Consider the following 26437-nt stretch of genomic DNA (forward strand, 5'->3'; position numbering starts at 1 on the left):
TACAGTACGGAATGGGTTCACACAGGACTAACCGATACAGGACACAGAAATCGCCGGACTGGCGATTTCTGTTCGTTTTAAGGGTGCTCATATTCCTGGCGTTTGTGGTTTTTGGCCTCGGTATTATCTTTTGGTACCAGCTACCCATGAGCCGCCATTACGACCTTAATATGCCCCGCAACTACCGCATTGCAATGGGTGTGCTCATGATTGTGTATGCCGCATACAGGCTGCTCATCAACATGCCTAAAAAAGAAAAGAAACGTTTTGAATTTGACGACGAAGATGAAAATTAAGTCAGTTCTTTTAGCATTACTGGTATTGGTGCCGCTTATGGTAATGGCGCAGGCTGCAAAGGGAGAAACCTCTCCGGAGTATCCCGGCGGCAACCAGGCACTGCGGCAATATGTAGCCAGCCACATCCGTATGGAGCAGCTTGAAGTGCCAAAGCACGATACGCTTATAAGGTGTTCGGTGTCGTTCTGGGTAGATACCCTTGGGCGCATGGATAGTTTTAAGGTGCTTAAAGACCCCGGTTATGGCCTGGCTTATGAAGTGGTTAAGGTGTTAACAGACAACAAGGTGAAATGGAAACCTGCCACCCGCAACGGCAAGCCCCTTATGGCAAACTATGTATTGCCTGTAATGGTAAACCTGCCGGGCAGTAACCTTCCCGAAGAAAAAGTACCCGCTAAAAAAGACTAAACTCCTCAATAACATGAAACACGTTTATATGCTTTTTGCTTTTATGGTTGTTGCAACCGTTAGTGCGCAGGATAAATCTACAGTTCAGGATAGCTATCCGGAATATCCGGGAGGGCTTAAGGTTTTTTATGAATACCTTAGTGAAAATATTAAAAAACCGGTTGTAGATGTAGATACCCGTATAAGCGGTGCTTTTCGCATTTTTATAGAAACTGATGGTAGTATTCAACAGGTAGAGGTGGTAAAAGATCCGGGCTATGGCCTTGCGGAAGAAATTGTAAAGATTATAAAAGGTAGTGAAAAATGGAAACCCGGCGTAAAAAACGGGGAAACAATAAGGGCAGATTATGTGTTGCCTATTGAAATGAACGTAAAAGCTTCGAAGAAAAAGAAAAGTCGATCAAAACAATAACTTGTTCAGGAATAATAAAACTAAACTCCTCAATAAAATGAAACACGTTTATATGCTTTTTGCTTTTCTTGCGTTTATAAATGTCAATGCGCAGGATACAGGTGTATCTGATTTTAATGAACTTGACCAGAAACCGGAATATATTGACGGCATGAAAGCCTTTTACAGCTATGTTTCGGAGGCAATAAAAACACCTGAAGTAGAAAAAGATACTGTGCTTAAGGTAGTTGTAAAGTTTGTAATAGAAAAAGACGGTTCAGTTAGTATGGTTGAGGCCCTTAAAGACCCCGGTTATGGTTTTGCCCAGGAAGCGGTAAGGGTTGTAAAAGCCTGCCCAAAGAAATGGACTCCCGGTATTAAAGACGGTAACGTTGTAAGGGCGTCTTACCTGTTGCCTATTTCCATTAAAGTTGAAGGTATGGGTACGGGCCAAAAAGACAGCCTACCGGCTAAGCCTGTAGACGAGGTTAGGTTTAAACCGTTAACACCAAAAGAATAAACAATGATGTTTGCTTCAAAAAATAAAAAATACCTCTTGGCAGGTTTTGTAACCCTGGCCCTTAGCGGCGTGGTGCTGTTAAGCTGCCATAAAACCGATGCTAACGGCAACGTTGTGGTGCCCGAAAGCATGACGGCTGGTAAAATAACGGTATTGGTAGACGAATCGGTACAGCCGGTTATAGAAAGCGTGGTTGATGTTTTCCATAGCGTATACCCTAATGCCCACATCAACCAGGTTAATACTACCGAGAACGAAATTGTAAATGCCATGCTGGGCGATTCGGTTACTACCGTAGTCATGACCCGCCCGCTTTCTAAAAAAGAAGAAAACCACTTTACAAAACACGGCATGACGCCCGAGGTTACATTTGTAGCTACCGATGCGCTTGCTGTAATAACTGCCGGCAAGCCTGCCGATACTACCATAACCACGGCAGAAATCTTTAAGGTATTAAAGGGGGAGCCATCGGCGCGCATAAGCAAGCTGGTGCTCGATAACCCAAATTCGGGCACGGTGCGCTACCTTATGGAGCAGGCCGGTGTGCAGAAATTACCTGTTAATAACATAATATACCAAAAAAATTCGGCTGAACTTATTACATTTGTAAATAACAACCCCGGTAGTATAGGCATTGTGGGTGTAGACTGGGTAAACGAACCCACACCCCAATTGCAGAAAGTTGTGGAAAATCTTACAGTTTTGGCAGTTGATAATGTTAAAGCCAAAAGTGAGGGAGCAACCTTCTTTAAACCCAGCCAAAGCAACATTGGCGCGGGTTTCTACCCATTTACCCGTAAGATATATGTGTTAAATTACCAGGGCTATAAAGGGTTAGGCATAGGTTTTGCAAATTATACAAGAGCAGAGGTAGGCCAGAGGATAATTCTCAAAAGCGGACTGCTGCCACAGGACATCCCCACAAGGGAAATCCAGATTATTAAAGAATGACTTATAAACACTAAATAAAAGGAGAAATTAAAATGATTAACATGAAAGAATTTAAATTGCTCGGTTTATCATTGGTATTTGTCGGAGCTGCACATGCACAGGACGCCAAGGATGCTAAAAAGGCCATTGATGCTGAGCAATACCAAAAAGCTAAGAACACGCTAAAAACGCTTATTGCTTCAGAACCGCAGGAAGGTAAAAACTACTTCCTTATCGGCGATATTTACCTTACGCAAACTGAAACCGATTCTGCAGCATACTACTTTAACAAAGGTGTTGCCGTTAAAGACAACCCTGAGTACAACCAGATAGGCCTTGCACACATTGCCCTTAACAAAGGCGATGCTGCCGGTGCACAGGCTAAATTTGCCGCTGTAGAAAAAGACCTTAGAAAAAGGGATGTAGAACAGCTTATATACATGGGTAAGGCCTATATCTATTCAGACAACCCTAACTATGTAAAAGCTATTGAGTACCTAAACAAGGCACTTGCTAAAGATGAGAAGTCGGCAGAGGCGTTCTTTTACCGTGGCGAGGCTAACTACAGGAACAAAGACAGTAACGCTGCCTTTAGCGACTACCGTAATGCCTTTAACCTTGACAACACCCTGCTTAAGGCCAAGCTAAAACTGGGCGTGCTTAAAAAGAACACTAAAGCGGCTTTCCCTGAAGCGGTAGCCGACTTTAACGCACTTCTTGCAACAAACCCTAACTATGGCCCGGCTTACCGTGAACTTGCCGAGACCTACTACCTGTGGGGTAGCATGGACAGGGCTAAATATGCCGAAAACACCAAGCAGGCTATTGCATTTTACGAAAAGTATATGCAAAATACAGATTACTCGCTAAACTCAAGGATGAGGCATGCTGACTTCCTTGTACTGGCTGGTGACTATAAAGCCCTTGAAGCTGAAGCTAAAGAAATGCAGAAACTTGACAAGGTTAACCCTCGTATACTGCGTTACCTTTCATACTCAGCTTATGAAAACGGTAACTACCAGGAAAGTTTAGATGCAATGAACAAATTTATTGCCAGCGTAGAGCCTAAGCGTATCATTGCCCGTGACTACCTGTACCGTGGACTTGCGCAGCTTGCACTTAACGTAGCTACTGACGAAGAAGGTAACACTACCGTGGTAGACCAGGCTAAATTTGACGAGGCTATTGCCGATATCAAAAAAGCAGCTGCTACAGATATTGAAATCACGAATGAGTTTGGTGCTATCGGCCAGAAGCTGTTCAAGCAAAAGCTATACGGCCCTGCTGCTGTAGTGCTTGGTGCCGCTACCGAAAACCCTGAAGGCAGGAACCTGTTTGTAGACAACTTCTACTATGGTTTTGCACTATATGCTGATTATGTAACCAAGCCGGACGACCAAAAAGCTACTTATGCTGAGTCTCTTGTTAAGGCTGATTCTGCTTTTGCAAAAGTAAACGAGCTTAACCCAGAGTTCCCTGAGGCGTTTATCTACAAGGCTAAAGTTAACCAGCTTGTAAAAACAGATGAAGCTTATGCTAAAATGGCATCTGCTTACGATAGTTATATTGCACTTATCGTGGCTAAAGGCCCTGCTGATGTTGAAAAGAACAAGAAAAACCTTCTTGAAGCTTACGACAATGCCGGTGCTTACTATGTAGCCAAAGACAAGGTTAAGGCTAAAGAATACTTTACAAAATCGCTTGAGCTTGACCCTGCTAACGAATATGCCAAGCAGGAGCTTGACAAACTAAAATAACAGTTTGAAATATTTATAATGCAAAGGCACACCACACGGTGTGCCTTTGTTGTTTTTAGGCACAAAGCAATTAAATGCTTATCTTTGCAGCCTATTAAGAATAAGATGCTTAGGAAAGAAGTGCAGGTTGACGTGGAAAAAGGGGTAATGCTGCCCCTTATGGAGGAGTTTTACACCATTCAGGGTGAGGGTTACCATACCGGTACCGCGGCCTATTTTATACGTGTGGGCGGCTGCGACGTGGGCTGCCACTGGTGCGATGTTAAAGAAAGCTGGAATGCCGATTTGCATCCGCCAACGCATATTGATACTATTGTACAACACGCTACACAGCAGGCTAAAACCATAGTTATTACAGGCGGCGAACCCCTAACCTGGGATATGGGCCCGCTTACCGGCGCGCTTAAAGATAAGGGCATGCGCGTGCATATTGAAACCAGTGGCGCTTATCCATTAAGCGGCACGTGGGACTGGATTTGCCTTTCGCCAAAGAAAACAAAACTTCCGGTAGACGATGTATATGCCCATGCGCACGAACTGAAATGTATTATACACAATAAGCACGACTTTATTTTTGCCGAAGAGCAGGCCGCCAAAGTAAACGGCAATGCCATATTGTTCCTGCAGCCCGAGTGGAGCAGGCGCGAAGAGGTTACCCCGCTTATTGTTAATTATGTTATGGCTAACCCCAAGTGGAGGGTTTCGCTGCAAACGCATAAGTATTTAAATATTCCGTAAATTGCTTAAAAATTGTAGCCATGAAAAAGATATTCCTGATTTTTACTTTTGCCCTCGCAGCGCAGTTTGCCCTGGCCCAGGATACCGAAAAAGAAGCCTTTAAAGCAGATTGCCTTAAAATGATGGATTTGGGCGGTGCTCCAGGCCAGTATAATGCGGCTATAGAATCGATGCTTAAAAATGTGCCCGAAGAAAAGCATGCCGCAATCCGCAAAGATTTGCTGGAATCCATAAGGCACATGCAGGAAAAGCTGGCTACCCTGTACATGGAAGAATTTACGCATGATGAGATAAAAGCCATAATAGCCTACTACCAAAGCCCCGCCGGTAAAAAGTTTGCCGAAAAAAGCGGCCTTATCTACGAGCGCTCACAAAAATTTGCCATGGAATGGAACCTTGAGCTAAAAGAAATCGTAAAAAAACACCAGGTAAATTAATTTGAATTTCGTTTTTCAGACTTCGTCATTGCGAGGAGGAACGACGAAGCAATCTTAACAAATAACAAAATAGCCAGATTCACATCGAATCTGGCTATTTTGTTTTATAAGCCTTCAAACTCAGTTTACAACCTGAAAACTGCGACTGCGACTGAATACTAAAGCGTTAACCTCGCCAAATAATCATAATGCTCACCTTCCATAACCAGTTCGCAGTTAAGCCCGTTGGCATGTGCGGCGTTTTGCAGGGTGTTATAATCCAGGTACAGCCAGTCAAACGGCTCTTCGGTTTCGCCTTTATAGCTTACAGTAAAAGTAATTTCGCCATAATACCCCTCTGCCGGAATCCACTTGCCGCCGTCTTCATCTTCATCAAACATATAAATCAGGTCGCTGCTGTCAATCAGTATCTGTCCGCCCTCATCCAGTAACGATTTTAATTTTGTAAGATACTGCGTAACATTCTCCAGCTTCCCGAAAATCCCCGTGCCGTTCATCAGTAGTAAAATGGTATCAAACGTGCCGCCATTGTAGGTAAGTATGTCAGCCACCTGTGCGTTATCAAGCCCGCGGAGTTTACACGCTTCTATGGCAGATGCCGAAATATCAATAGGCTGCACGCGTTTGTTGCGCACGTTTTTAAGGTACAGGCTGTGGCTTCCGGCGCCGCACCCCACATCAAGTATGTTGCCCTTGGCCATTTGCAGCGCTTTTTGTTCAATCTTTGGCATGTGCTTAAAATCACGGAACAGGTAGGCCACCTCCATTTCGTCTTCTTCACTAATGGAAGTCTCGGTCATGAGGTTTTGCGGGTTGTTGCGCGTTTGGTAATCCAGTATGGCTTTTCCGAAAAGGTCTTTCATGGGTGTAATTTATCGCATTTAAGGTGTGCAGTCGTTTCGCTTGTGCCATTTTTTATACATTTGTGCCGGAAATGATACTGCGATGGACGATTTTTTAAAACAACTGCCCCGGCTGGCCAAAGATAAGCATAACGAAAACAAAAAGTTTTTTGATAAGCTTAAAAAGAAAGCGCCTAAAAATATGGACTACATAATGCAGGACCTGCACGACCGGGAGTTTAAAAAAACCGACTGCCTTACCTGTGCCAACTGCTGCAAAACCACCGGCCCGCTGTTTACCCTGGCCGACATAGAGCGTATTGCCAAACATTTCCGCCAAAAGCCACAGCAGTTTATAGACCAATACCTGCGTATTGATGAAGATAACGACTATGTGCTGAAAAGCGTGCCCTGTACGTTTTTGGATCATGAAAACTATTGCATGATTTACGATGTGCGCCCCAAAGCCTGCCGCGAGTTTCCGCATACCGACCGTAAAAAGTTCCAGCAGATAAGCAACCTCACGCTTAAAAACGTAGCCATTTGCCCCGCCGCCTACAATATTGTAGAGGAAATGAAAAAGAAAATCCCGGTTTAGGCAGAAGCTGCCAGCCAAATAATTGTAAAATTTTATAGTTTTACATAAATATTCAGCCATGCCACACTTTAACGCCCTTACCCCCATGCTCTGGACAGCACAAATTCCTGAAACGGTAGCGTTCTATACCGAAGTTCTGGGTTTTGAATGTGGCGTGCTCGAAGAAGGCTGGGCCGTATTGCTTAAAGACGAAATTGAAATTATGCTGGCATACCCCAATGCCCACATCCCTTTTACCGAACCTGCGTTTACCGGTTCGTTTTACATTAATACTACTGAGGTAGATGTGCTTTGGGAACTCTACAAAGACAAATGCACCATTTGCTATGAGATAGACAATTTTGACTATGGCATGCGCGAGTTTGCCATTTATGATAACAACAACTACATTTTACAGTTTGGCCAACCCATAATAGACTGATATGAAATCCCTCCGCACCGTATTATTGTTTGTAGTCCTGGCGTTTGTACTGTCGGGCCTGTTTTATTACCTCACCGCCGGTACTGTGGTAGCCACCTGGCAGGCAAAGCTTATGGAAATTGCAACCGTTGCCATTTTTATATTTATAGTGCTGCTTATAATTTATATTATTGCAAAAACCGTAGTAAAAACCACAACAGCCATAACTAAAAAAAGGCCCCCGCAAAACGGAAGCCCAAAAGTGTAATTGTTTAGGTTTAGGCGGCAGCTTCGTGTTGCTTAAGCTCTTCTACTACACTGCCTATGCTTTGTAGCTTATCTTCTATATAATCCAGGAACCCCTCAATGCGGTCGCGCAGGTTACTGAAAAATTCAATAATATCGTCTATATAGCCTTTTGCTTTTTCTATAAGCTTTAAAATGTACTGAAATACATTTTCTATGGTTTCCTGTATGTTCATGGCAATGTGATTTTTTAGATTATTACATCCAAATTACAAAACCCCTGGGGCTAAGGCAAACACTTTGTGCAAATGTTAACGAAAGAGCTGCTGAGTTCTTTATTTAGAATTATGCTTCGACAGGCTCAGCATGACTGACTGCGTATGAGTGTAGCTATTCCCCTCCTCCGGAGGGGTGCCGAAGGCGGGGTGGGTTAAAAAGCAATAAAAAAAACAGTCACCCTGAGCTTGTCGAAGGGCGACTGTTTTTTTATTTAGAATTATGCTTCGACAGGCTCAGCATGACTGCGCGTGAAGAAAGTGCCGAATAATTCAGCAGCTCCTACTCATATATAAGATACTTCTTCCGCATCTTCTTAAAACTATCAAGCCCCGGTTTCCATGATGCGCGAATCTCCGCCTCACTCTTCCCGGCCTCAATTTGCTGCTGTAGTGTTTTGGTTCCCGCCAGCTTTGTAAAAAACGGAATAAAGAATTTCGATTTGTCTTTTGTTTCGCTATATGCTTTAATCAGCCATTTCAGTTCCAGCTGTTTTACTTTAGGCGCTTCGCTCAGGTCTTCGCCATAGCACACCTTGTCCTTAAGCGGTGGTTCTTTGGCGCCCTCGTTTGGCATTGGCGTAAAGCTAAAACCCGTGTTGGGCAAATCAGGCGAACCGTATAGCTGGAACTGCTTGCTGGTGCCGCGGCCCAGGCTCACATTAGTACCTTCAAAAAAGCACAGGCTGGCATACAGGTTTATGGCCTGGTCGTTCGGAAGGTTGGGCGAGGGCTTAATCGGAAGGTGGTAAGGCATGTCGCGTTTGTAATTCAAACAGGGTATAACAGTCAGTTTACACTGCACGCCGTTTTTCAGCCACTTTTCACCATTAATCATCTGGCCGTATTCGCCTATGGTCATGCCGTGCAGCACGGGTATTTGGTGCATGCCCACAAAGCTGCTGTTTTCTTTTTCAAGCGTAGGCCCGTCCACAATGCCGCCGTTGGGGTTGGGGCGGTCTAATATAATGAGTGGGATATTCTGCTCTGCGCAAGCCTCCATTATATAATGTAGTGATGATATATAGGTATAAAAGCGTGCACCCACATCCTGCAGGTCAAATACTAAAACATCAATCCCCGCCAGCTGTTCCGGCTTTGGCTTTTTATTATCCCCGTAAAGGGAAATAATAGGCAGCCCGGTTCTGGTATCTTTACCGTCTTTAATAAGTTCCCCCGCATCTGCTGTACCACGGAAGCCGTGCTCAGGGGCGAAGATTTTTTTAAGGCCAACCTTTTTCGATATAAAAAAGTCAACCAGGTTTTCGGTTTTTCCATCAGTAGTAACAATTCCGGTCTGGTTGGTTACAATGCCAACGGCTTTCCCGTTAAGCATGGGAAGGTATTTCTCATAATTTTCTGCGCCGGTTTTTATTTCCTCAACCTGCTGCCTGCCATCTGCCATCTGCCCACTGCTTGTCTTTTGACTTTCGACTTTCGACTTTTCGACCGAAGCTGTTTTTCCGCACGCAGCAATCAGCACAAATGAGAATAAAACTGTATTTTTGGACAAAGAAAACACCATACCGTTGAATTTAGAATATTTTATAGCCCGAAGGCTGGTTAGTTCAAAACAGCATAAAAGTAGTATATCTGCCCCGATAATAAAAATTGCAATCATTGCCATTGCCATTGGGGTCATGATGATGATTATAGCTGTGGCAACCGGCGTGGGGCTTCAGGATAAAATCCGCGAAAAGATATCGGCCTTTAACGGACACATTATTATTACCAATTTTGATAATAACGAAAGCCAGGTTAGCGTAGCCCCGCTTTCGGCAAAGCAGAACTTTTATCCCACCTTTAAAAATATAGAAGGTATAAACCACGTGCAGGCCGTAGCCAGCAAGGCAGGTATTATCCGTACCGAAAAAGCATTTGAAGGTATTATCTTTAAAGGGGTAGGTAAAGATTATAAGTGGGATGCCATGCAGGAGTACCTTGTTTCGGGGCGCATACCCAGCCTGAAGGCCAACCTTAATGAAGAAGTACTGCTCAGCAAAACCCTGGCCAATAAACTACAGCTTAACCTGGGCGATAAATTCAATACCTATTTTATGAAAGAAGGCGGCAACGGCATGCCAAACCTGCGCCGTTTTGAGCTGGTAGGTATATATGAGTCGGGCTTTGGTGAGTTTGATGCCACTTATATGATAGGTGATATTCGCCATGTGCAGCGCATAAACAAGTGGCGCAATGGCGAAGTAGGCGCTTTTGAAGTATTTATAGATGACTTTACTAAAATATCTGAAAAGGGGGAGGAAGTGTATAAAGCCATACCCAGCACCCTAAATGCCGAAACCATACAGGAAAAATACATTAATATATTTGAGTGGCTCAGGCTGTTTGATGTAAATATTATGGTAATCATTATTATTATGGTGGTTGTAGCTACTATAAATATGGTGGTGGCCATACTGGTTCTTATCCTGGAGCGCACCCAAATGGTAGGCATGCTCAAGGCACTTGGGGCAAATAACTGGAGCGTGCGCAAAATTTTCCTGTACAATTCGGCCTACCTTATTATAAAAGGGCTGCTTTGGGGCAACGGAATTGCATTTGCATTGCTGCTTGCGCAGAAGTATTTTGGCATAATTACCCTCGATCCGCAAAATTATTATGTAAGTGTGGCACCGGTATCACTACATCTGCCGGCCATTTTAATAATAAATGTAGGTACAATTGCTGTTTGTACCGCCCTTTTATTAATCCCGTCTTATATAATAACAAAGATTTCTCCGGTAAAAGCACTTCGTTTCGACTAAGGCAACTATCAAAATCTGTTGTTTTTTCAGAAACCGGTACTGCTGAATGAAAATTCTTCAAAAACCTTGTTTTTGTAAGTGTTCGTATTATCAGAATGTTAAGAAAAAGTTTTAAAAAAAGTGTTTTAAAAGTTTGCGAAAGTGCAAAAGGGTGTTACTTTTGCACCCGCAATCAAGCAACGTTCTACACTTACTGAAAACAACGGCAAAGCTGGTTTTACATCAGAAAAGTCTTCAAAAAAATAAATTTGAAAAAAGTTGTTGAAAGATTAGGAAGTAAAGAAAAAGTTACTACTTTTGCACCCGCTACAACAGCGACGCTCTTAGAAAGATTGAAAGACGGATTGGTTAACAGAAAAGCTGAGTTACTATAAAGAATGAGGTTTTGGAATTAGCCAAAAAGTTTAAAAAAAAGTTTTAAAAAAGCTTGGATTTAAAGGGGAAAAGATTTTATCTTTGCCCTCCCAAACTGAGAGGTTCGGGACATAATGAGAGGTTAAAGTGAAGCTTTAAACGGTAAGAAAAAAANATGGCCAACGGGTTAATATTCCCGTACTTCTTATAATTGTGATGGGGCGACGGAGTGATGAAAGCACCGCGAACTGACGGAATAGTTCGTTAAAGTACCTAGCTATAGGATTTGTAGTTAAATGCGCAGATTCTGGTGAAATACGATAGTACTCAGAGCCTTCGGGCAAAGAGATAGTGTGCCTAAGGGCTTCCAAGAAAAACCTCTAAACTTAGATTATAAGAACCCGTACCGTAAACCGACACAGGTAGTCGAGGAGAGTATCCTAAGGCGCTCGAGAGATTCATGGCTAAGGAATTAGGCAAAATAGACCTGTAACTTCGGGAGAAAGGTCGCCAGCAGCAATGCTGGCCGCAGTGAAAAGGTCCAGGCGACTGTTTATCAAAAACACAGGGCTCTGCAAAATCGTAAGATGAAGTATAGGGCCTGACACCTGCCCGGTGCTGGAAGGTTAAGAGGAGATGTTATCTTCGGAGAAGCATTGAATTGAAGCCCCAGTAAACGGCGGCCGTAACTATAACGGTCCTAAGGTAGCGAAATTCCTTGTCGGGTAAGTTCCGACCTGCACGAATGGTGTAACGATCTGGACACTGTCTCAGCCATGAGCTCGGTGAAATTGTAGTATCGGTGAAGATGCCGATTACCCGCAGTGGGACGAAAAGACCCTGTGCACCTTTACTATAGCTTAGTATTGACCTTGGATAAGTGATGTGTAGGATAGGTGGGAGACTGTGAATCGGGTTCGCCAGGATTCGAGGAGTCATTGTTGAAATACCACCCTTTGCTTATCTGAGGCCTAACCCCGCGTTGCGGGGGACATTGCTTGGTGGGTAGTTTGACTGGGGTGGTCGCCTCCAAAAGAGTAACGGAGGCTTCTAAAGGTTCCCTCAGCACGCTTGGTAACCGTGCGTAGAGTGCAATGGCATAAGGGAGCTTGACTGAGAGACATACAGGTCGATCAGGTACGAAAGTAGAGCATAGTGATCCGGTGGTTCCGTATGGAAGGGCCATCGCTCAAAGGATAAAAGGTACGCCGGGGATAACAGGCTGATCTCCCCCAAGAGCTCATATCGACGGGGGGGTTTGGCACCTCGATGTCGGCTCGTCACATCCTGGGGCTGGAGAAGGTCCCAAGGGTTGGGCTGTTCGCCCATTAAAGTGGCACGCGAGCTGGGTTCAGAACGTCGTGAGACAGTTCGGTCTCTATCTACTGCGGGCGTTAGAAATTTGCGTGGATCTGATTCTAGTACGAGAGGACCGAGTCGGACGAACCACTGGTGTATCTGTTGTCCCGCCAGGGGCACCGCAGAGTAGCCACGTTCGGAAGGGATAAGCGCTGAAAGCATATAAGCGCGAAACCCACCACAAGATGAGATTTCTTTTAAGGGTCGTGGAAGATGACCACGTTGATAGGCTACAGGTGTAAAGGCAGTAATGTCATAGCCGAGTAGTACTAATAACCCGTAAGCTTATGTACGCTACTTCCTCCCGGAGCAATCCGGGAGGGGTACACTTTCTAAAACAAGACACTTTTGTATTATCTTAGTATGTTAACATATTGCAAGCACGCTTGCTTTTGAGTTCAGGTTATCAAGAACCTGAAACCAAATAAACCTTTTAAGGTGATTATTGCGGCGGGGCTCACCTCTTCCCATCCCGAACAGAGAAGTTAAGCCCGCCTGCGCAGATGGTACTGCATTTTGTGGGAGAGTATGTCATCGCCTTTCTTTTAAAACCCCTTATCTAATCAGATAAGGGGTTTTTGTTTTTAGATAATTCACCATAATATATAAATAGATGAAAACTCTCACAATTAAATACACATAATTCACACTTTGTTTACTCATTTTCTACACTTTCCACAATGTCTGATTAATGCACAGTTAATCTTAAATGTAAAATAATGTTAATTATACTTTAAAATTTTCATAAAAATACGATTAACAGTTTCTGTTTATAGTTATAATGGAATATTTTTGTAAAAATCAATAGTTTGCAAAAAATCACGTATTATTGGCACACTTTTTTTAGCTTAAACAATTGCTAAAAAGAATGTAGGGGAATGGAGAAAAGCATGAGGAAATCGGGGGATTTCAGCTTGAGGAATTTATTGGGAATTGTAATTTTTAGCTTTTTAATGAGCCTGAATTCGTATGCCCAATTAGCAAATTTTCAGCTGAATGTTGTTGCCACAGACGAAACCTGTATTGGCAACGGAACTATGACGTTTACAGTAGACAACCCAACACCGGGTGCTACTATTTTGTATTCGGTATATTTGTTGCCAAATACAACAAATTCTATTTATACTTCTACAGAACCATTTGTAGGTAGTCTAAACGCGGGTACTTATCAGGTTGTGGCTATTCAAACTTTGGGTACAGAATCGTCATCAGTTACTCAGGAAGTAATAATTCAAAACCAAATTGTGCCCTTAACCTATACAATTTCTTCTATGGCACATAATTGTGATGTGGGGGGCGAAATTGTAATTACAACCACTTCAGGTACTGCCGTTGGTTATGAAATTATATCTGGGCCACAAATTATGCCGTTGCAGCAGGATAGTATTTTTTATAATATGCAGCAGGGCACTTACAATATTCGTGTATTTGATGAATGTGGGCAAGGTGTGGTTACTACTTATACGCTCGATTTAACACCGGCGCCACCCGTAGTATCACCACCTTTGTTTAACAGCCTGCAAAATGGAGATTGTAATAATGTTACCATTAGTAATACTATTTCATATCCTGACGGAACGGCGATTACCTATCCGCTAACTATTGTATATACCGTATACCCACCGGGTGGAGGGGCGCCGGAAGTTTTTACCGAGGTTTTTGAATCGGGTATGCCGGGCTTTATTGAGTTTTCTCATACCTTCCCGGTTGTGCCGGGAGATGGATATACTTATGATTTGCAGGTTACAAATGGCTGTGGCAATACATATGGTACACAGGGTAACGCTGTTAATCCTGTTCCTAATGTAAGTATGCAGGCCGTGCCTATACCATGTGGGCGTTTTTATCTTTCAGTCTCTACATCTCAGTTTTCGCCACCTTATACAATGCAATTTATTGAGGTACCCGAAGGTTTTGTGCCTACAGGCTTTGGCAACGGTTATCCGGGGCCTTTTACTGATGGTACGGTTAATTTTGGCGGGGAAAACAGTCCTGTTCCCGAAGGTACATATATTGTTAAGGTTACAGATGCCTGCGGAAGAACCGGTGAGGCAAGTGTGGAAGTAGAAGATGTGGTTCCGGTTCCGGTAGCTGCCGGCCGTAATAATGGCTGCTTTTCTGATATGGGGCGTGTAACGGTAAGTGTGCCGGACAGGCAAATTGTATCGGCCTCAATTATTGCAGCGCCGGGAAGCTATACTTTGCCATTGCCCCAGGATGTATCATCATTTATAAATGCGGCAGGTTCTTTAATCATCACAAATTTGCCGTTAGGAGATTATACGCTGATAATAGTTGACAGCTGCGGGCATGAGCATACTGTAGAGGTAAACATTCCGGACTTTGAACCGCAGGATTTTACGGCAACGGCATATTCTGATTGTACCGAAGGTTCAGGGGCTATACGGGTTATGAGCGGTAACGGAAACCTTATACAGATATCATTAATAAGCGCTCCTGATGCTTATACAGGTAATGTGCCTCAGAATGTGAGTGCTTTTATAGCCTCAGATGGCAGGCTTTATATGGATAACCTGCCAGAAGGTACTTATATATTTACGGGTAAGGATGTTTGTGGCATAGAACAAACAGTTACTGTAGAGGTTACCGGTTATGTGCCCGGGGAAGGCCCTGTGTTTACATTTGAACCGCTTTGCAACTCGTGGAATATAACATTGTTTGACGGTACAGGGCAGGGGGCTACATATTGGCTTCAAAAAGAAAATGCCGGCACCGCAGGCCAGTGGCAACACCCGGAAACAGGTGCGGCATATACAGAAGGTACTGTACCAAACGATACTACATCTTTAGCATTGCCAAATAACCAAACTACTTATAACCTGCAATATTCGGGTAACTTCAGGGTGGTTAAGGCAATACAAACAGTAGGTACGGGTACCGCCAGTAAACTTTGTTTTACAGATCTTGGAGATTTTAGTTATCAGTATGGTGTTGTGGTAGATGGTGTTTATAATGTGGCATGCCTGGGTAATGCAGATGATGTTTATGTACAGGCAACAGGCCTTGCGCCCCTTACCTATAAAATTACCGAGAAAGATGGCCAGCCGTTTTTAATTGATAATGGGGAGAACAATGTGTTTAGTGGCCTTGAGCCCGGGGTTTATAAATTTGTTGTAGAAAACGCCTGTGGGCAAACCGGTGTGGCAATTCGCAATGTAAACCTCCTGCCTGATTTGGTTACGGCTAACTTTCCGGGAGATATTTTAAAGTGTATTGAACCCGGCGACAGCCAGTACCAGGAGTTTAACCTGATGGATACCCAAGCCCAGATTTTAGGCGAGCAAAGCCCGGATGTGTATACCGTAACATATTATGATAATATTACCGATGCCCAAAATGGCACAAACGCTATTCCAAATCCTGAAAGTTATACCAACACCGTTTCTCCGCAGGTTATTTATGCCCGCATAGAGCACAACCAGGTTAACGTGTGCCATGAGCTTGTAGACTTTATCATACAGGTGTCTGAAAACCCGGTTATAGAAATGGAAGAATTTGCCGTGATATGCGATGAAGAAGGCTCGGTGGTGCTTTCGGCTACTGCCGGATTTGACTCTTATCACTGGAGCACAGGCGAAAACACCCGCAGTATTACAGTAACTGAGCCCGGAGATTATACCGTTACCGTAAGTAAAGATTATGGTATTGGAACCTGCCCGGGCGAGTTTACCATAACGGTAATACCATCGGGCCAGGCAGAAGATTTTGACCTTGATATTGTAGACTGGACAGATAACGACAATAGTATTACCATAAATGCTACCGGTATTGGTGCCTATGAGTTTTCATTAAACGGAGGCCCATACCAGGAAGAAAATACGTTTACGGGGCTTGAACCCGGGCTGTATACCATTTCAATACGCGATAGTTATGGCTGTGGCGAAATTACCGAGGAAGTAGCATTGCTTAACTATCCTAAATTTTTTACCCCGAATGGAGATGGTATAAACGATACCTGGCATATTAATTACTCGTGGTATGAGCCAAACCTTATGGTGTATGTATACGATCGCTACGGCAAGCTTATAACCTCATTTAGGGGGCAGTCTAACGGGTGGGATGGTAGGCTCAATGCACATAACCTGCCATCTACTGATTATTGGTTTGTTGCCGAAAGGGCAGATGGCCGTATTTTTAAAGGACATTTTTCAATGATAAGATAAACCAGCCTGTATTTTGTAATTTTTGTTTAAAAGTGTGGAAAATCCACACTTTTTTTGTGGGCATCTACAGCTAAAACTAAAATTTGCCATACAGTGTTGTTTTTTAAAATACTGTTTATCAGATATTTGAATGAGTGTTTGTTTCCTTTTTAATTTTGGTATGGTTTTTTCAATTTATCTAATCGTAAGCAACCAACAAAAAAAACAAAACAATGAAAAAGCTGTTCTTAACCGTTGCGCTTGTCTTTGCATTAGGGCTTTCAGCAACACCGGCACATACTTCAGCAGGAGTAACTGAAGTAATAAAGCAGGAAAAAGCATTTAAGAAAATTGAAACCACAGCTGTACCGGCTGCCATATTAAAAGAGCTGTCTGAAAAATATGCAGGTTATACCGTAACCCAGGCCTATGCTGCAGAAGACAGCAGTGAGTATAAAATAGAACTGGGAAAAGATAATAAAGCGCAAACCGTTTATTATTCGGCAGCGGGAGAATTTGTTAAGGAAGAGAAAAAAGCATAAGCTTAAAAATATATAGTAAGGTGATTTGAAGAATTTTATTCTTCGGCAAAGGAGGCAGAGGTGCCTCCTTTTGTTTTTTCCTTAACATTTTAAAAGTATCAAATGCCTTACATTTGCAGTATATCCCTTTCCTTAAATAATGGCCGCTAAGATACTGGTAATAGATGATGATATGGCGTTTTGTGTTATGCTGAAAACCTTTTTACAGAAGAAAGGTTTTGAAGTTGTTAACGCATACAATGCTGTGCAGGCCAAAGAAGAAATTTCTAAAGGCTTCTTTGATGTGGTGCTTACAGATATTCGCTTGCCCGATAGCGATGGCCTGGATATACTAAAGCATATTAATGAGGTTTCTAATGCAACACGCGTAATTTTAATGACGGGGTATACCGATATTAAAACGGCTGTAAACGCTATGAAACAGGGAGCGTTTGACTATGTGGGCAAACCCATTAACCCGGAAGAGATACTACACCTTATTGGCCTTGCCATTAGCAAAAAAGGACAGGCTAATGCTACAGCTAAAGAGGTTGAACCTGTTTCGGTAAAAAAACAGCCGGCTAATGCAGCCCCGTTGCCTGCTTTTGTAAAAGGCAACAGCCCTGCCAGCCAAACCTTGCACGAACATATTGCACTTGTGGCACCCACTAATATGTCGGTACTTATTATTGGCGACAGCGGTACGGGTAAAGAATACATAGCACAATCCATTCACAACCTTAGCAAGCGCAAAGACAAGCCGTTTATAGCGGTAGACTGCGGTGCCATACCTAAAGACCTTGCCTCGTCAGAATTCTTTGGGCATATAAAAGGTTCATTTACGGGGGCTGTTAACGATAAAACCGGCCATTTTGAAGCAGCAAACGGCGGTACGCTTTTTCTTGATGAAGTAGGTAACCTGTCTTATGAAGTGCAGGTGCAGCTGCTGCGTGCACTCCAGGAGCGAAAAATTAAGCCCGTAGGGAGTAATAACGAAATGCAGGTAGATATACGTGTTATTGCAGCTACTAACGAAGACCTTGCCGAAGCCGTAAAACATGGCGATTTTAGGGAAGACCTGTACCACCGCCTAAACGAATTTAGCATAAAAGCATTACGTCTTTCTGAAAGAAAGCAGGACATAATGATATTTGCCGGCCACTTTTTGGCACAGGCCAACCAGGAGCTTGAAAAAGATATTGAAGGTTTTGATGCACAGGTAATAACCCTGTTTAAAAACTATGACTGGCCCGGCAACCTGCGCGAAATGAAAAATATTATTAAGCGCTCTGTACTGCTGGAAAAAAGCAACATCATACAGTATGATGTATTGCCGCATGAAATGAAAGACAATCAGGGCAGCCGCAGTAACGACAGTTTTGGCTACACTAAGGGTAACGAAGAGGAGGCCATAAAAAAAGCGCTTGAAAAGGCCAACTACAACAAGTCTAAGGCAGCCAAGCTGCTTGATATAGACCGTAAAACGCTATATAATAAGCTTAAGCTTTATAATCTGGATTTGTAATTATCCTGCTATTTCAAGCTCAAGCCTTTGGCACAACACCAGCATCCTTTTACAAATATCTTCGGTATAGGCTGTAAGCTCTTCAGGGGTTAACTCATAAGTACCCTCTTCAAGGGGCAGCAGCATAGCCGCAATAGAGTCTACTTCCATCTGCTTTAGCATGGGTATCATCTTGTGGGCTATTTGTGCCAGCTTTGTTTTATCATTTTCTAAAACCGCTTCACGCAGTACTTCGCAGTTGTCTTCGGCACTTTCTATAAAGGTTTCCAGTATGGTTTTAAGCGACTCAGGGTCGTTATTGGTAAACTGGCTCAGGCTATTAAGGCTATAGAGGCCACCTTCCGGTTGTTTTTTAGTTTCTGTAGTGTGTACTGTTTTTCTGCCTTCAAACTTTAAGATTCCTGCAATTAGGGCAAGCAGTTCATTAATATCGACAGGCTTTGCACTGTGGGCGGTAAACCCGGCCAGGTCAAATGCTTCTTCGGGCAGGTCTTTTCGGCCTGAAAGGGCTATCACAGGTACACTCTTTACCTTATTGCTCTCACTGCTGCGAATGGTTTTTATAAGGCCAAAACCATCAAGCACCGGCATTTGTATATCGGTTAGTACAATGTCATATTCGCCTTTTTCAATCTCATCTGCCACCAGCGCCGAGTTTATTTCTACCTGTACGTTAGCGCCATATTGCTGTAGCAATTCTTTCATAAGCATAAGCTGCACGTGGTCGTCATCTACAACAAGTATTGTGGTGCCGGGTGGCAGGAGGCCTTCGTTTGGTTTAGATTCAATAACGGGCTCTGTAAAGGTATTTATTTCTGTAGAAGCTATGCACGGCAGTGTAATAGTAAATACAGACCCCTTGCCTTCCTGGCTTTCCAGGGTTATAGTGCCCTTTAGTAATTCTACGATACGCTTACTAATGGTAAGGCCAAGGCCCGTGCCGCCAAATTTCTTCTCAATGCCGGAGTTTGCCTGTGTAAATTCTTTAAATACGGCATCATGCTTATCTGCCGCTATGCCTATACCTGTATCTATAACCGAAATCACGATGTCAAATCCTTCTATACGGGCAGTAACTTCTACTGAGCCATCATGTGTAAACTTAATGGCATTGCTTATAAGGTTGGTTAATACCTGTTTAATACGGTAAGGGTCGCTTATAAAATTGCCGTCAAGCTCGTCGGCCACGTCCCAGTTCAGCTCAATTTCTTTTTCGGTTGCAATAGGCTCAAGGGTGTGGCAGGTAGCCTCAATGGCCTGCTTAACATTAAAGCTTTTGTTTTCTATGGTAATGCGGTTGTTTTCAAGCTTGCTGAAATCAAGCAGGTCGTTAACCAGGCGCAGTATATAATCAGCCGATTCTTTTATGTTGCCCAGGTATTGCTTTTGCTTGCCTGTAACGCCGCTGTTTTTTATAAGCTCCTGAAACCCTAATATGCTGCCAAGCGGCGTTTGCAGGTCGTGGGTAACGGTAGCCATAAGCATACTTTTAGTATGAAGGAGGTCCTGGTTTTGTTGGTTGAGCACCTCAAGCTGGCGGCGGTAGTTTTGGTTGCTACTAAGGTCGCGCACTATTATTGTGGCAAAAATTATAATAAGCAACAGGGTAATAGCGCCCACCCAAGCCATGGTTTCAACCGTTTTGTTTAGTGTGGTGCGCGATTCTGTAAGCTTTACATAAGACTTTTGCAAAAACTCTTTTTCCACCCCGGCAATAATAACCCTTAACTGGTCGCTAAGTATGCGGTTTTCTTCCAGGAGCTTGTTTTCTTTTGCCTCTATGGTTTCATTTACCCTTTTATCTTTTGCAGCAGCGCCGTCTATCAGTTTATTATAAACCTTTGTTAATGAATCATTGCTTACATCCAGCTTGCTGAGTGAGTCGCGTTGCTTATCGGTTAGCAGTTTTTCAGATATATTATCCCAGGCATATTTTTTTTGCGGACGCACGGGCTCAATGGCTTCCCATATAGAATCGCGGGTTTTTTTTATGCCTTTCCGGCTCGTGGTAAAGCGCTGGTTTTTGCTTTTCTGGAACACTATAATTTCGGCAGTACTTATTTTTTTACGCTCAAGCAGCATTTGCACGGTGTCAAACTTTTTTACCTGTGCCACTTCCAGCATTGTTTTAATAGTATCAATCTCTGCCTGTATGCTGTCGGTAGATTTTACATAGCGAATAAGGTCCTGCTTCTTGTTGGTTAATATAGCAGTACGGCCCAATGCCTCGCTGGCATACAGCCGGGCCATTGTATTACTTATTTTAAGCAGCTTGTCGTTATCTTTAGATGATGTATCGGGTATAGCAATTTTAAGTATTTCGTTATACGCAAACCATACAGATACAACTGCGGTAGCAAACAGCAGCAGGTAGCCTATAATAACTTTAGATTTTACACCTCTTGGTTTTTTTGCCATACTATAAATATACGCTTTTTCCTTAAAACGTTAGGGCAACTGGTTAAAGTATAAGCAGGGTTTGGTACATAAAAAAACACCTCCGTTATAGCGGAGGTGTTTTTTCAAGCAGCAGTTATATTAGCTTCTTACAATTACACGCAAAAAGCTTATTTCATCTTTAAGGTGCTGCACTTCGCTGCGCAGGCTCTCTACCAAAATGTCATAAACTTCTTTGTTAGATGGTGTAAAGTTTTCGCCGTTTGCCACCATGCCCACTTGCGATGTGTCTCCAAAAAGGGTCAGGATGTTTACGTCAAGAATGTGAACAATTTTAAGCAACTTAACCACGTTTAGCCTGCGGTCGTCTTTTTCAAGGCGCCCGTAGTTGCTTTGCGTTACATCAAGGTGCTTTGCCATAGCCTCCTGGGTAATGTTACGCTCCTCTCGCAGTTTTTTAATGCGCTGGCCAATTAAATTCATAATAGTAATTTTTTAGTTGTTGGATGATGTATAAAAAAAGTAATTTTTAGGATATTCTTAATTAATGTGTAACTTTTTGATTGTAAATTCTTTTCTAATTTTATTTATTCCTTACTTATAAATGCAAAAGTTTCTTTTTGCATATAACTTTCAGTCTTATTGTCTTTTATAAGGTTATTCAATCATAACCGGTATAAAAATATTGAACAAATGATTTAAATAATAATTGACTTAATTTTTTTCGATAAACGGGCAAGTTTATCGTTAAGTAACAAACATATTTTGAATACGTTAATTACTTTTTGATAGTTAGATATTGATTACCCCTATTAATGCAAATAAAATTATGAAGAAGAAAGTTTTAGTTTATGATAGCGAAGTAGGTTATTATAATTTGTTGAAAAACAACATTAAAGATGGTTTTGAGTTTGATATCTGCAATGGTTGTGCAAACAGTAAAGGCTTTGATGCCGTAGCTTTTTTTATGCACGATAAGATTGAAGCGCTTGATATTGCCCGGCTTTACAGCAATGACAAGCCCTTTATTCTTGCTGCAGATAATGGCCATGCAGGCATAAAACAAGAGGAAAATATGTATGTGATAAACACCTCGCTTCCTCATGATGATATACTCAAAATGCTTAAAGGCATTTTTAATGAGTTGCAGCCACAAATGCAAGTGTAAAAGTAAAGCCCCCGCATTGCGGGGGCTTTATACTTTATCCGGCTATTATAGCACGCGATATTACTATTTTCTGTATCTCGCTGGTACCTTCATATATCTGCGTGATTTTGGCATCGCGCATAAGGCGTTCAACATGGTATTCTTTTACATAGCCATTGCCGCCATGTACCTGTACGGCCTCTATGGTTACATCCATAGCGGTTTTACTGGCATATAGTTTAGCCATGGCACCGCTAAGGTCGTAGTTGTGCCCGTTGTCTTTATCCCATGCTGCTTTAAGGCACAGGTGGCGCGCTGCTTCAATACTTACGTGCATATCGGCAAGCTTAAAGGCAATAGCCTGGTGGTTACAAATTTCTGTACCAAACGCCTTACGTTCTTTACTGTATTTAAGGGCAAGCTCATAAGCGCCGCTGGCTATGCCCAGCGCCTGGCTGGCTATACCTATACGGCCACCGGCAAGGGTTTTCATGGCAAATTTAAACCCAAAGCCGTCTTCGCCTATGCGGTTTTCTTTAGGTACTTTTACATCGGTAAACATGAGTGAGTGTGTATCACTGCCGCGAATGCCCAGCTTTTGTTCTTTAGCGCCTATTTCAAATCCGGGCATGCCTTTTTCAACTATAAGTGCATTAATGCCCTTGTGCCTTTTTTCGGCATCGGTTTGGGCAATAACAAGGTAAACATCGGCAGTACTGCCGTTTGTTATCCAGTTTTTGGTGCCGTTAAGCAGGTAGTGGTCACCTTTGTCTATAGCCGTGGTTTTTTGAGAGGTAGCATCGCTGCCTGCCTCCGGTTCGCTAAGGCAAAAGGCGCCTATAATTTCGCCGGTTGCAAGGCGGGTGAGGTATTTTTGTTTCTGCTCTTCAGTGCCAAAAGCCTGAAGGCCCCAACATACTAAAGAGTTGTTAACCGACATAACTACCGATGCCGATGCGTCTATCTTTGAAATTTCTTCCATGGCAAGCACATAAGAAACGGTGTCAAGGCCGCTGCCACCGTACTTAGGGTCTACCATCATGCCCAGGAAGCCCAGCTCTCCCATTTTCTTTATCTGTTCTGTGGGGAACTGCTGCTTTTCGTCGCGTTCAATAACGCCGGGCAACAACTCGTTAACGGCAAAATCGCGTGCTGCCTGCTGAATCATCAAATGCTCTTCAGAAAGTTTGAAATCCATATTATTAGAAATGATTTTTTGTTTATTTGTGTCCAAATGTACTTATTTCATGTTAATTTTTCAAAACTTATATGTAAATTTAGCCCATGGCAAACAATAACTACAACGTTTTAGGGGTAATGTCGGGTACATCGCTTGATGGGGTAGACCTGGCACATATACATTTTACCGAAACCAATGGCAAGTGGACGTATATAATAGGTGAGGCAGAAACCGTACCTTATACCGATGCCTGGGTGCAAAAGCTTAAAGAAGCGATTGATTACACACCAAGGCAGCTTGAACAGTTAGACCATGATTATACAGCGCTTTTGGCTAATATAATACGTGAGTTTATTGCTAAGTACAACCTCGAAGGACTTGATGCTGTGTGTAGCCACGGGCATACCATTTTGCATCGTCCACATGAAGGCGTAACACTGCAAATAGGCAACCTGCCACAAATTGCGGCACTAACCGGCCAAAATGTGGTGTGCGATTTCCGGGTGCAGGATGTAGCGCTGGGCGGGCAGGGGGCTCCGCTGGTACCTATTGGGGACAGGATTTTATTTGCCAATTATGATTACTGCCTCAACCTGGGCGGGTTTGCTAATATATCTTTTGAAGAAAACGGTTCAAGGCTGGCCTTTGATATTTGCCCGGTTAATACAGTACTTAATTATTATGCCAATCGACTGGGGTATCCTTATGATAACGGTGGGCAAATTGCTGAAGGCGGACAAATGCAGCAAGAGCTGTTTTATGAGCTCGAAAGCCTTGATTTTTACACCGCACCTTATCCTAAATCGTTGGGGTTTGAATTTGTAAAGGGTACAGTGTTGCCACTTATAGAAAACTATAATGTGCAAACCGAAGACAAGTTGCATACATTTACCAATCATATAGCCAGCCAGGTTGCACAGGTACTGGCCCACAAACAAAACGGCAGGCTGCTGGTTACCGGCGGAGGTGCATATAATACCTATTTAATAAAGTGTATGCAGGCCTTAATGCCTGATATGCACATTGCCGTACCCGATGATAAAGCCATACAATTTAAGGAAGCCCTTATATTTGCGCTGCTGGGTGTGCTGCGTTTAAGGGGCGACATAAATGTGCTGCACAGTGTAACCGGTGCTGCTATGGATCATTCATCGGGCAAGGTGTATAAGGTGCAGGCGCTTGCTTAAAGTATCCCGAGCTTTTTTATGGCCTCTATAAGGTCGTGGTCGTCTCCTTTGCCGTCAAGCAATACGTTTTTAACGTGTGCTTTCCTTTTTTCTATAGCGCTTAATGACAGCGGTACATAATTAGGTATATTCTTGGTGGCTATTCCTTCGGCAAGGCGCAACAGTATCTGGCGGTCATAATTGTCAAAATTATAATTATCCCATATCCTGTTTTTTAACGAACGCTCTATTTTATGGCTATAATAGGTTTCACCACTATATATAATCCTGAAGGCGTTTACAAACTCATCTATATCTATATCGCTTTTGCACAAAATACCCTGAGGGTTTATTTCTTTAACCAGGCGTTCAACAAGTGTTGCCTCGCTGTGCATGGTTAATATTATAAGAGTACAGTTGGGTATATTTTTGCGCAGCACTATGCCAAGGTCTAAGCCTGAAAATATTTTTTCTTCAGGATAGGCCGGCAGGCTCAGGTCAAGATAAGCAATATCAAAGTGGTTATCCGGGTTGGTTATAATCTTAAAAGCTTCTTCACAGTCAAGTGCGCGCGTAAAATTAAGGCTATATCCTTCAAAGTTCTCTTCACTCAGCACGTTGATGTACCCATTTACTGTCATTGGGTGATCATCAACTATCAAAACATTAAGCTCTTTCATCTTTTTACGAGCGTGAATAATATTGTGTATAAATTTACGGTTTTCCCGTAAACTTAGTAAAATAAAGTTGTATATATTGCAAAATTTTTTTCTCACTTAGTGGAGTATACCTTTTTGATAGTAGATGACGTGCAGGCAAATGTTGAGGAGTTCCTTACAATTATGGAGGAATTCCCACAATTTACCTGTGTTGGTATGGCATCTGCTAAAGACCAGGCCATAGATATGATACTCGAATTAATGCCCCAGCTGGTATTTATTGAAATAGCCGGAGGTAATAAAAAAAGCGATTTATCTTTAAGCCTTATAACAGAACTCCATCAGTATTTAAACACTTTACCTAAGTTTATTATTACTACAGCCAGCCCAGCCCATGCTTTTGATGCAATAGGAGCCGGGGTTTTTGACTACGTTTTAAAGCCGGTTAAACCGGCCAGCCTGCGTAAAACAATTTTTAAGTACATAAGGCTGCATGCTGTGCTACCGCATTCTTTTGTACTTTCGCAGCGCGAGACTGGTGCAGGGGAGGCACATGCAGAAATAAATACACAGGATGCCCGGACCGCGCCCGATGATTTAAAACCCGGGGCAGATCCGTCTTACACAAGCCCGGTGGCAGATAGTACCACTATATGTATAAAATCTTATGGTGACTACCAGTTTATACCGGTAAACGAAATTATGTACTTAAAGGCAGATAATAATACTACTGATTTTATACTTCAAAACGGCCGGAAGCTAACGGCTTATAAAACCCTTAAACATTATGAGGTTAACCTGCCTTACTTCTTTTTCAGGGTACATAATAGTTATATTGTAAATAGTAACCACGTGTCGCGCATAAATACCGGAAAATCACTGGTGTATTTAAACGGAGGCGAGGTTTCAATTTCATTTTCCAAGACTTTTAAAGACAATATTGATACCCTTATTAAGCTCATTGCGCCGGAATATCTATAAAGTAGGCTATTTACCCCGCAAATAGGTAGAGTTACTAATAAGGAGGGGTTAGCTGCTAAACGCGTTGTAAATCATGGTAGTAGGCTGATTTTTGTTGCTATATTTGCTTCAGAAACAAACGGTAACGGTTTGTTAAAGCTAAAAATTGAATAAAAAATATACATCAACAACAAAAATTTTACTACCATGAAAAAAGTTATCCTTGCACTAAGCCTACTTGCTGTACTAAGCACTACTCTTGTATCTTGCTCAACTGACGATAGCGCTCTTGAACAATCTGCAGACACACTATCTGATAACGGTGGAGCCGGTGCACTTCCTAAGCCACAGCCAAGGCCATAAGCGGTACATAACATAAAATATATTATTTTTGAGGCGATA

The 26437-nt window shown here is 42.7% G+C and carries 26 protein-coding genes, 1 rRNA gene and 1 other annotated feature; of the genes, 20 read left to right on the forward strand and 7 right to left on the reverse strand.

Annotated features, from left to right (window positions below):
- The first annotated feature begins 11 nt into the window (after nucleotides 1-11).
- The 8 genes from AM279_RS16945 (at nucleotide 12) to AM279_RS16980 (ending at nucleotide 5478) form a co-directional block, all read left to right on the forward strand.
- Nucleotides 12-296 carry a hypothetical protein gene (locus tag AM279_RS16945; protein ID WP_074961614.1) on the forward strand — a complete coding sequence of 95 codons (285 nt, stop codon included), beginning with the start codon at nucleotides 12-14 and terminating at the stop codon, nucleotides 294-296.
- The gene (locus AM279_RS16950) at nucleotides 286-705 is read left to right on the forward strand and encodes an energy transducer TonB (RefSeq protein ID WP_054409222.1); all 420 of its coding nucleotides are present in this window, start codon (nucleotides 286-288) and stop codon (nucleotides 703-705) included. The genes AM279_RS16945 and AM279_RS16950 overlap by 11 nt, the downstream gene beginning before the upstream one ends.
- A 13-nt stretch (nucleotides 706-718) precedes the next feature.
- Complete coding sequence (locus tag AM279_RS16955) at nucleotides 719-1117, forward strand: energy transducer TonB (RefSeq protein ID WP_082344254.1); 399 nt, start codon at nucleotides 719-721, stop codon at nucleotides 1115-1117.
- Nucleotides 1118-1154: 37 nt separating this feature from the next.
- The gene (locus tag AM279_RS16960; RefSeq protein WP_054409226.1) at nucleotides 1155-1616 is read left to right on the forward strand and encodes an energy transducer TonB; all 462 of its coding nucleotides are present in this window, start codon (nucleotides 1155-1157) and stop codon (nucleotides 1614-1616) included.
- A 3-nt stretch (nucleotides 1617-1619) separates the two neighbouring features.
- Nucleotides 1620-2567 (forward strand): PstS family phosphate ABC transporter substrate-binding protein, encoded by a 948-nt coding sequence (locus tag AM279_RS16965; RefSeq protein WP_054409228.1) that lies wholly within the window; start codon nucleotides 1620-1622, stop codon nucleotides 2565-2567.
- Nucleotides 2568-2608: 41 nt separating this feature from the next.
- A complete protein-coding gene (locus AM279_RS16970) occupies nucleotides 2609-4303 on the forward strand; it encodes a tetratricopeptide repeat protein (protein WP_054410388.1) in 1695 nt (564 codons plus the stop codon).
- A 105-nt stretch (nucleotides 4304-4408) separates the two neighbouring features.
- Nucleotides 4409-5041, forward strand: a complete 633-nt coding sequence (locus tag AM279_RS16975) for a 7-carboxy-7-deazaguanine synthase QueE (RefSeq protein ID WP_054409230.1) — start codon at nucleotides 4409-4411, stop codon at nucleotides 5039-5041.
- Between the two features lie 20 nt (nucleotides 5042-5061).
- Nucleotides 5062-5478: a DUF2059 domain-containing protein gene (locus AM279_RS16980; RefSeq protein ID WP_054409232.1), complete on the forward strand. Its 417-nt coding sequence runs from the start codon at nucleotides 5062-5064 to the stop codon at nucleotides 5476-5478.
- A 158-nt stretch (nucleotides 5479-5636) separates the two neighbouring features.
- Here the strand turns inward: AM279_RS16980 and AM279_RS16985 are convergent, their stop codons facing one another.
- A complete protein-coding gene (locus AM279_RS16985) occupies nucleotides 5637-6341 on the reverse strand; it encodes a class I SAM-dependent methyltransferase (protein ID WP_054409233.1) in 705 nt (234 codons plus the stop codon).
- Between the two features lie 82 nt (nucleotides 6342-6423).
- Between AM279_RS16985 and AM279_RS16990 the strand changes: the two genes are divergently transcribed.
- From AM279_RS16990 to AM279_RS17000, 3 genes are read left to right on the forward strand one after another with little or no spacing between them, the layout of a single operon-like run.
- Nucleotides 6424-6918 carry a YkgJ family cysteine cluster protein gene (locus tag AM279_RS16990; protein WP_054409234.1) on the forward strand — a complete coding sequence of 165 codons (495 nt, stop codon included), beginning with the start codon at nucleotides 6424-6426 and terminating at the stop codon, nucleotides 6916-6918.
- Between the two features lie 58 nt (nucleotides 6919-6976).
- Nucleotides 6977-7339, forward strand: coding sequence for a VOC family protein (locus tag AM279_RS16995; RefSeq protein WP_054409235.1), 363 nt, complete (start codon nucleotides 6977-6979; stop codon nucleotides 7337-7339).
- Nucleotide 7340: 1 nt separating this feature from the next.
- Nucleotides 7341-7586 (forward strand): hypothetical protein, encoded by a 246-nt coding sequence (locus tag AM279_RS17000; RefSeq protein WP_054409237.1) that lies wholly within the window; start codon nucleotides 7341-7343, stop codon nucleotides 7584-7586.
- 10 nt (nucleotides 7587-7596) lie between these two features.
- Here the strand turns inward: AM279_RS17000 and AM279_RS17005 are convergent, their stop codons facing one another.
- On the reverse strand, nucleotides 7597-7800 hold the full coding sequence (locus AM279_RS17005; RefSeq protein WP_054409238.1) for a hypothetical protein: 204 nt from the start codon (nucleotides 7798-7800) through the stop codon (nucleotides 7597-7599).
- Nucleotides 7801-8122: 322 nt separating this feature from the next.
- Complete coding sequence (locus AM279_RS17010) at nucleotides 8123-9244, reverse strand: exo-beta-N-acetylmuramidase NamZ family protein (RefSeq protein WP_236688526.1); 1122 nt, start codon at nucleotides 9242-9244, stop codon at nucleotides 8123-8125.
- Nucleotides 9245-9368: 124 nt separating this feature from the next.
- Here AM279_RS17010 and AM279_RS17015 point away from each other — a divergent pair, with 124 nt between their 5' ends.
- The 5 genes from AM279_RS17015 to AM279_RS17035 all read left to right on the forward strand — a co-directional run bounded on the left by AM279_RS17015 (nucleotide 9369) and on the right by AM279_RS17035 (nucleotide 18526).
- Nucleotides 9369-10604, forward strand: a complete 1236-nt coding sequence (locus AM279_RS17015; RefSeq protein ID WP_054409242.1) for an ABC transporter permease — start codon at nucleotides 9369-9371, stop codon at nucleotides 10602-10604.
- Between the two features lie 353 nt (nucleotides 10605-10957).
- Nucleotides 10958-12610: a sequence feature (23S ribosomal RNA rRNA prediction is too short), on the forward strand.
- A 141-nt stretch (nucleotides 12611-12751) separates the two neighbouring features.
- A 5S ribosomal RNA gene (gene rrf, locus AM279_RS17020) occupies nucleotides 12752-12860 on the forward strand.
- A 410-nt stretch (nucleotides 12861-13270) separates the two neighbouring features.
- A complete protein-coding gene (locus AM279_RS17025; protein ID WP_054409244.1) occupies nucleotides 13271-16501 on the forward strand; it encodes a T9SS type B sorting domain-containing protein in 3231 nt (1076 codons plus the stop codon).
- 212 nt (nucleotides 16502-16713) lie between these two features.
- Nucleotides 16714-17022, forward strand: a complete 309-nt coding sequence (locus tag AM279_RS17030; RefSeq protein WP_054409245.1) for a hypothetical protein — start codon at nucleotides 16714-16716, stop codon at nucleotides 17020-17022.
- Nucleotides 17023-17161: 139 nt separating this feature from the next.
- Entirely contained in the window at nucleotides 17162-18526 is a 1365-nt protein-coding gene (locus tag AM279_RS17035; RefSeq protein ID WP_054409247.1) for a sigma-54-dependent transcriptional regulator, read from the forward strand.
- On the opposite strand, the gene AM279_RS17040 is transcribed toward AM279_RS17035, so the two are convergent.
- Together AM279_RS17040 and AM279_RS17045 are read right to left on the reverse strand one after the other, a co-directional pair.
- The gene (locus AM279_RS17040) at nucleotides 18527-20944 is read right to left on the reverse strand and encodes a hybrid sensor histidine kinase/response regulator (RefSeq protein WP_054409250.1); all 2418 of its coding nucleotides are present in this window, start codon (nucleotides 20942-20944) and stop codon (nucleotides 18527-18529) included. It lies immediately after the preceding gene.
- A gap of 120 nt (nucleotides 20945-21064) precedes the next feature.
- Nucleotides 21065-21406, reverse strand: a complete 342-nt coding sequence (locus AM279_RS17045) for a helix-turn-helix domain-containing protein (protein WP_054409252.1) — start codon at nucleotides 21404-21406, stop codon at nucleotides 21065-21067.
- A gap of 346 nt (nucleotides 21407-21752) precedes the next feature.
- Between AM279_RS17045 and AM279_RS17050 the strand changes: the two genes are divergently transcribed.
- Nucleotides 21753-22091 carry a hypothetical protein gene (locus tag AM279_RS17050; RefSeq protein ID WP_143090461.1) on the forward strand — a complete coding sequence of 113 codons (339 nt, stop codon included), beginning with the start codon at nucleotides 21753-21755 and terminating at the stop codon, nucleotides 22089-22091.
- A gap of 34 nt (nucleotides 22092-22125) precedes the next feature.
- Here AM279_RS17050 and AM279_RS17055 read toward each other — a convergent pair whose 3' ends face one another.
- Nucleotides 22126-23268 (reverse strand): acyl-CoA dehydrogenase, encoded by a 1143-nt coding sequence (locus tag AM279_RS17055; RefSeq protein ID WP_054409256.1) that lies wholly within the window; start codon nucleotides 23266-23268, stop codon nucleotides 22126-22128.
- A gap of 86 nt (nucleotides 23269-23354) precedes the next feature.
- On the opposite strand from AM279_RS17055, the gene AM279_RS17060 reads away from it, so the two are divergent.
- Nucleotides 23355-24437 carry an anhydro-N-acetylmuramic acid kinase gene (locus AM279_RS17060; RefSeq protein WP_054409258.1) on the forward strand — a complete coding sequence of 361 codons (1083 nt, stop codon included), beginning with the start codon at nucleotides 23355-23357 and terminating at the stop codon, nucleotides 24435-24437.
- Here AM279_RS17060 and AM279_RS17065 read toward each other — a convergent pair.
- Complete coding sequence (locus AM279_RS17065; RefSeq protein ID WP_054409260.1) at nucleotides 24434-25096, reverse strand: response regulator; 663 nt, start codon at nucleotides 25094-25096, stop codon at nucleotides 24434-24436. The genes AM279_RS17060 and AM279_RS17065 overlap by 4 nt on opposite strands.
- A gap of 99 nt (nucleotides 25097-25195) precedes the next feature.
- On the opposite strand from AM279_RS17065, the gene AM279_RS17070 reads away from it, so the two are divergent.
- Together AM279_RS17070 and AM279_RS20700 are read left to right on the forward strand one after the other, a co-directional pair.
- A complete protein-coding gene (locus AM279_RS17070) occupies nucleotides 25196-26056 on the forward strand; it encodes a LytR/AlgR family response regulator transcription factor (protein WP_054409262.1) in 861 nt (286 codons plus the stop codon).
- Between the two features lie 186 nt (nucleotides 26057-26242).
- Nucleotides 26243-26398, forward strand: a complete 156-nt coding sequence (locus tag AM279_RS20700; RefSeq protein ID WP_160316462.1) for a hypothetical protein — start codon at nucleotides 26243-26245, stop codon at nucleotides 26396-26398.
- Nucleotides 26399-26437: the final 39 nt, after the last annotated feature.

The sequence above is a fragment of the Flavobacterium akiainvivens genome (assembly GCF_001278115.1).
GTDB classification, from domain to species: domain Bacteria; phylum Bacteroidota; class Bacteroidia; order Flavobacteriales; family Flavobacteriaceae; genus Flavobacterium; species Flavobacterium akiainvivens.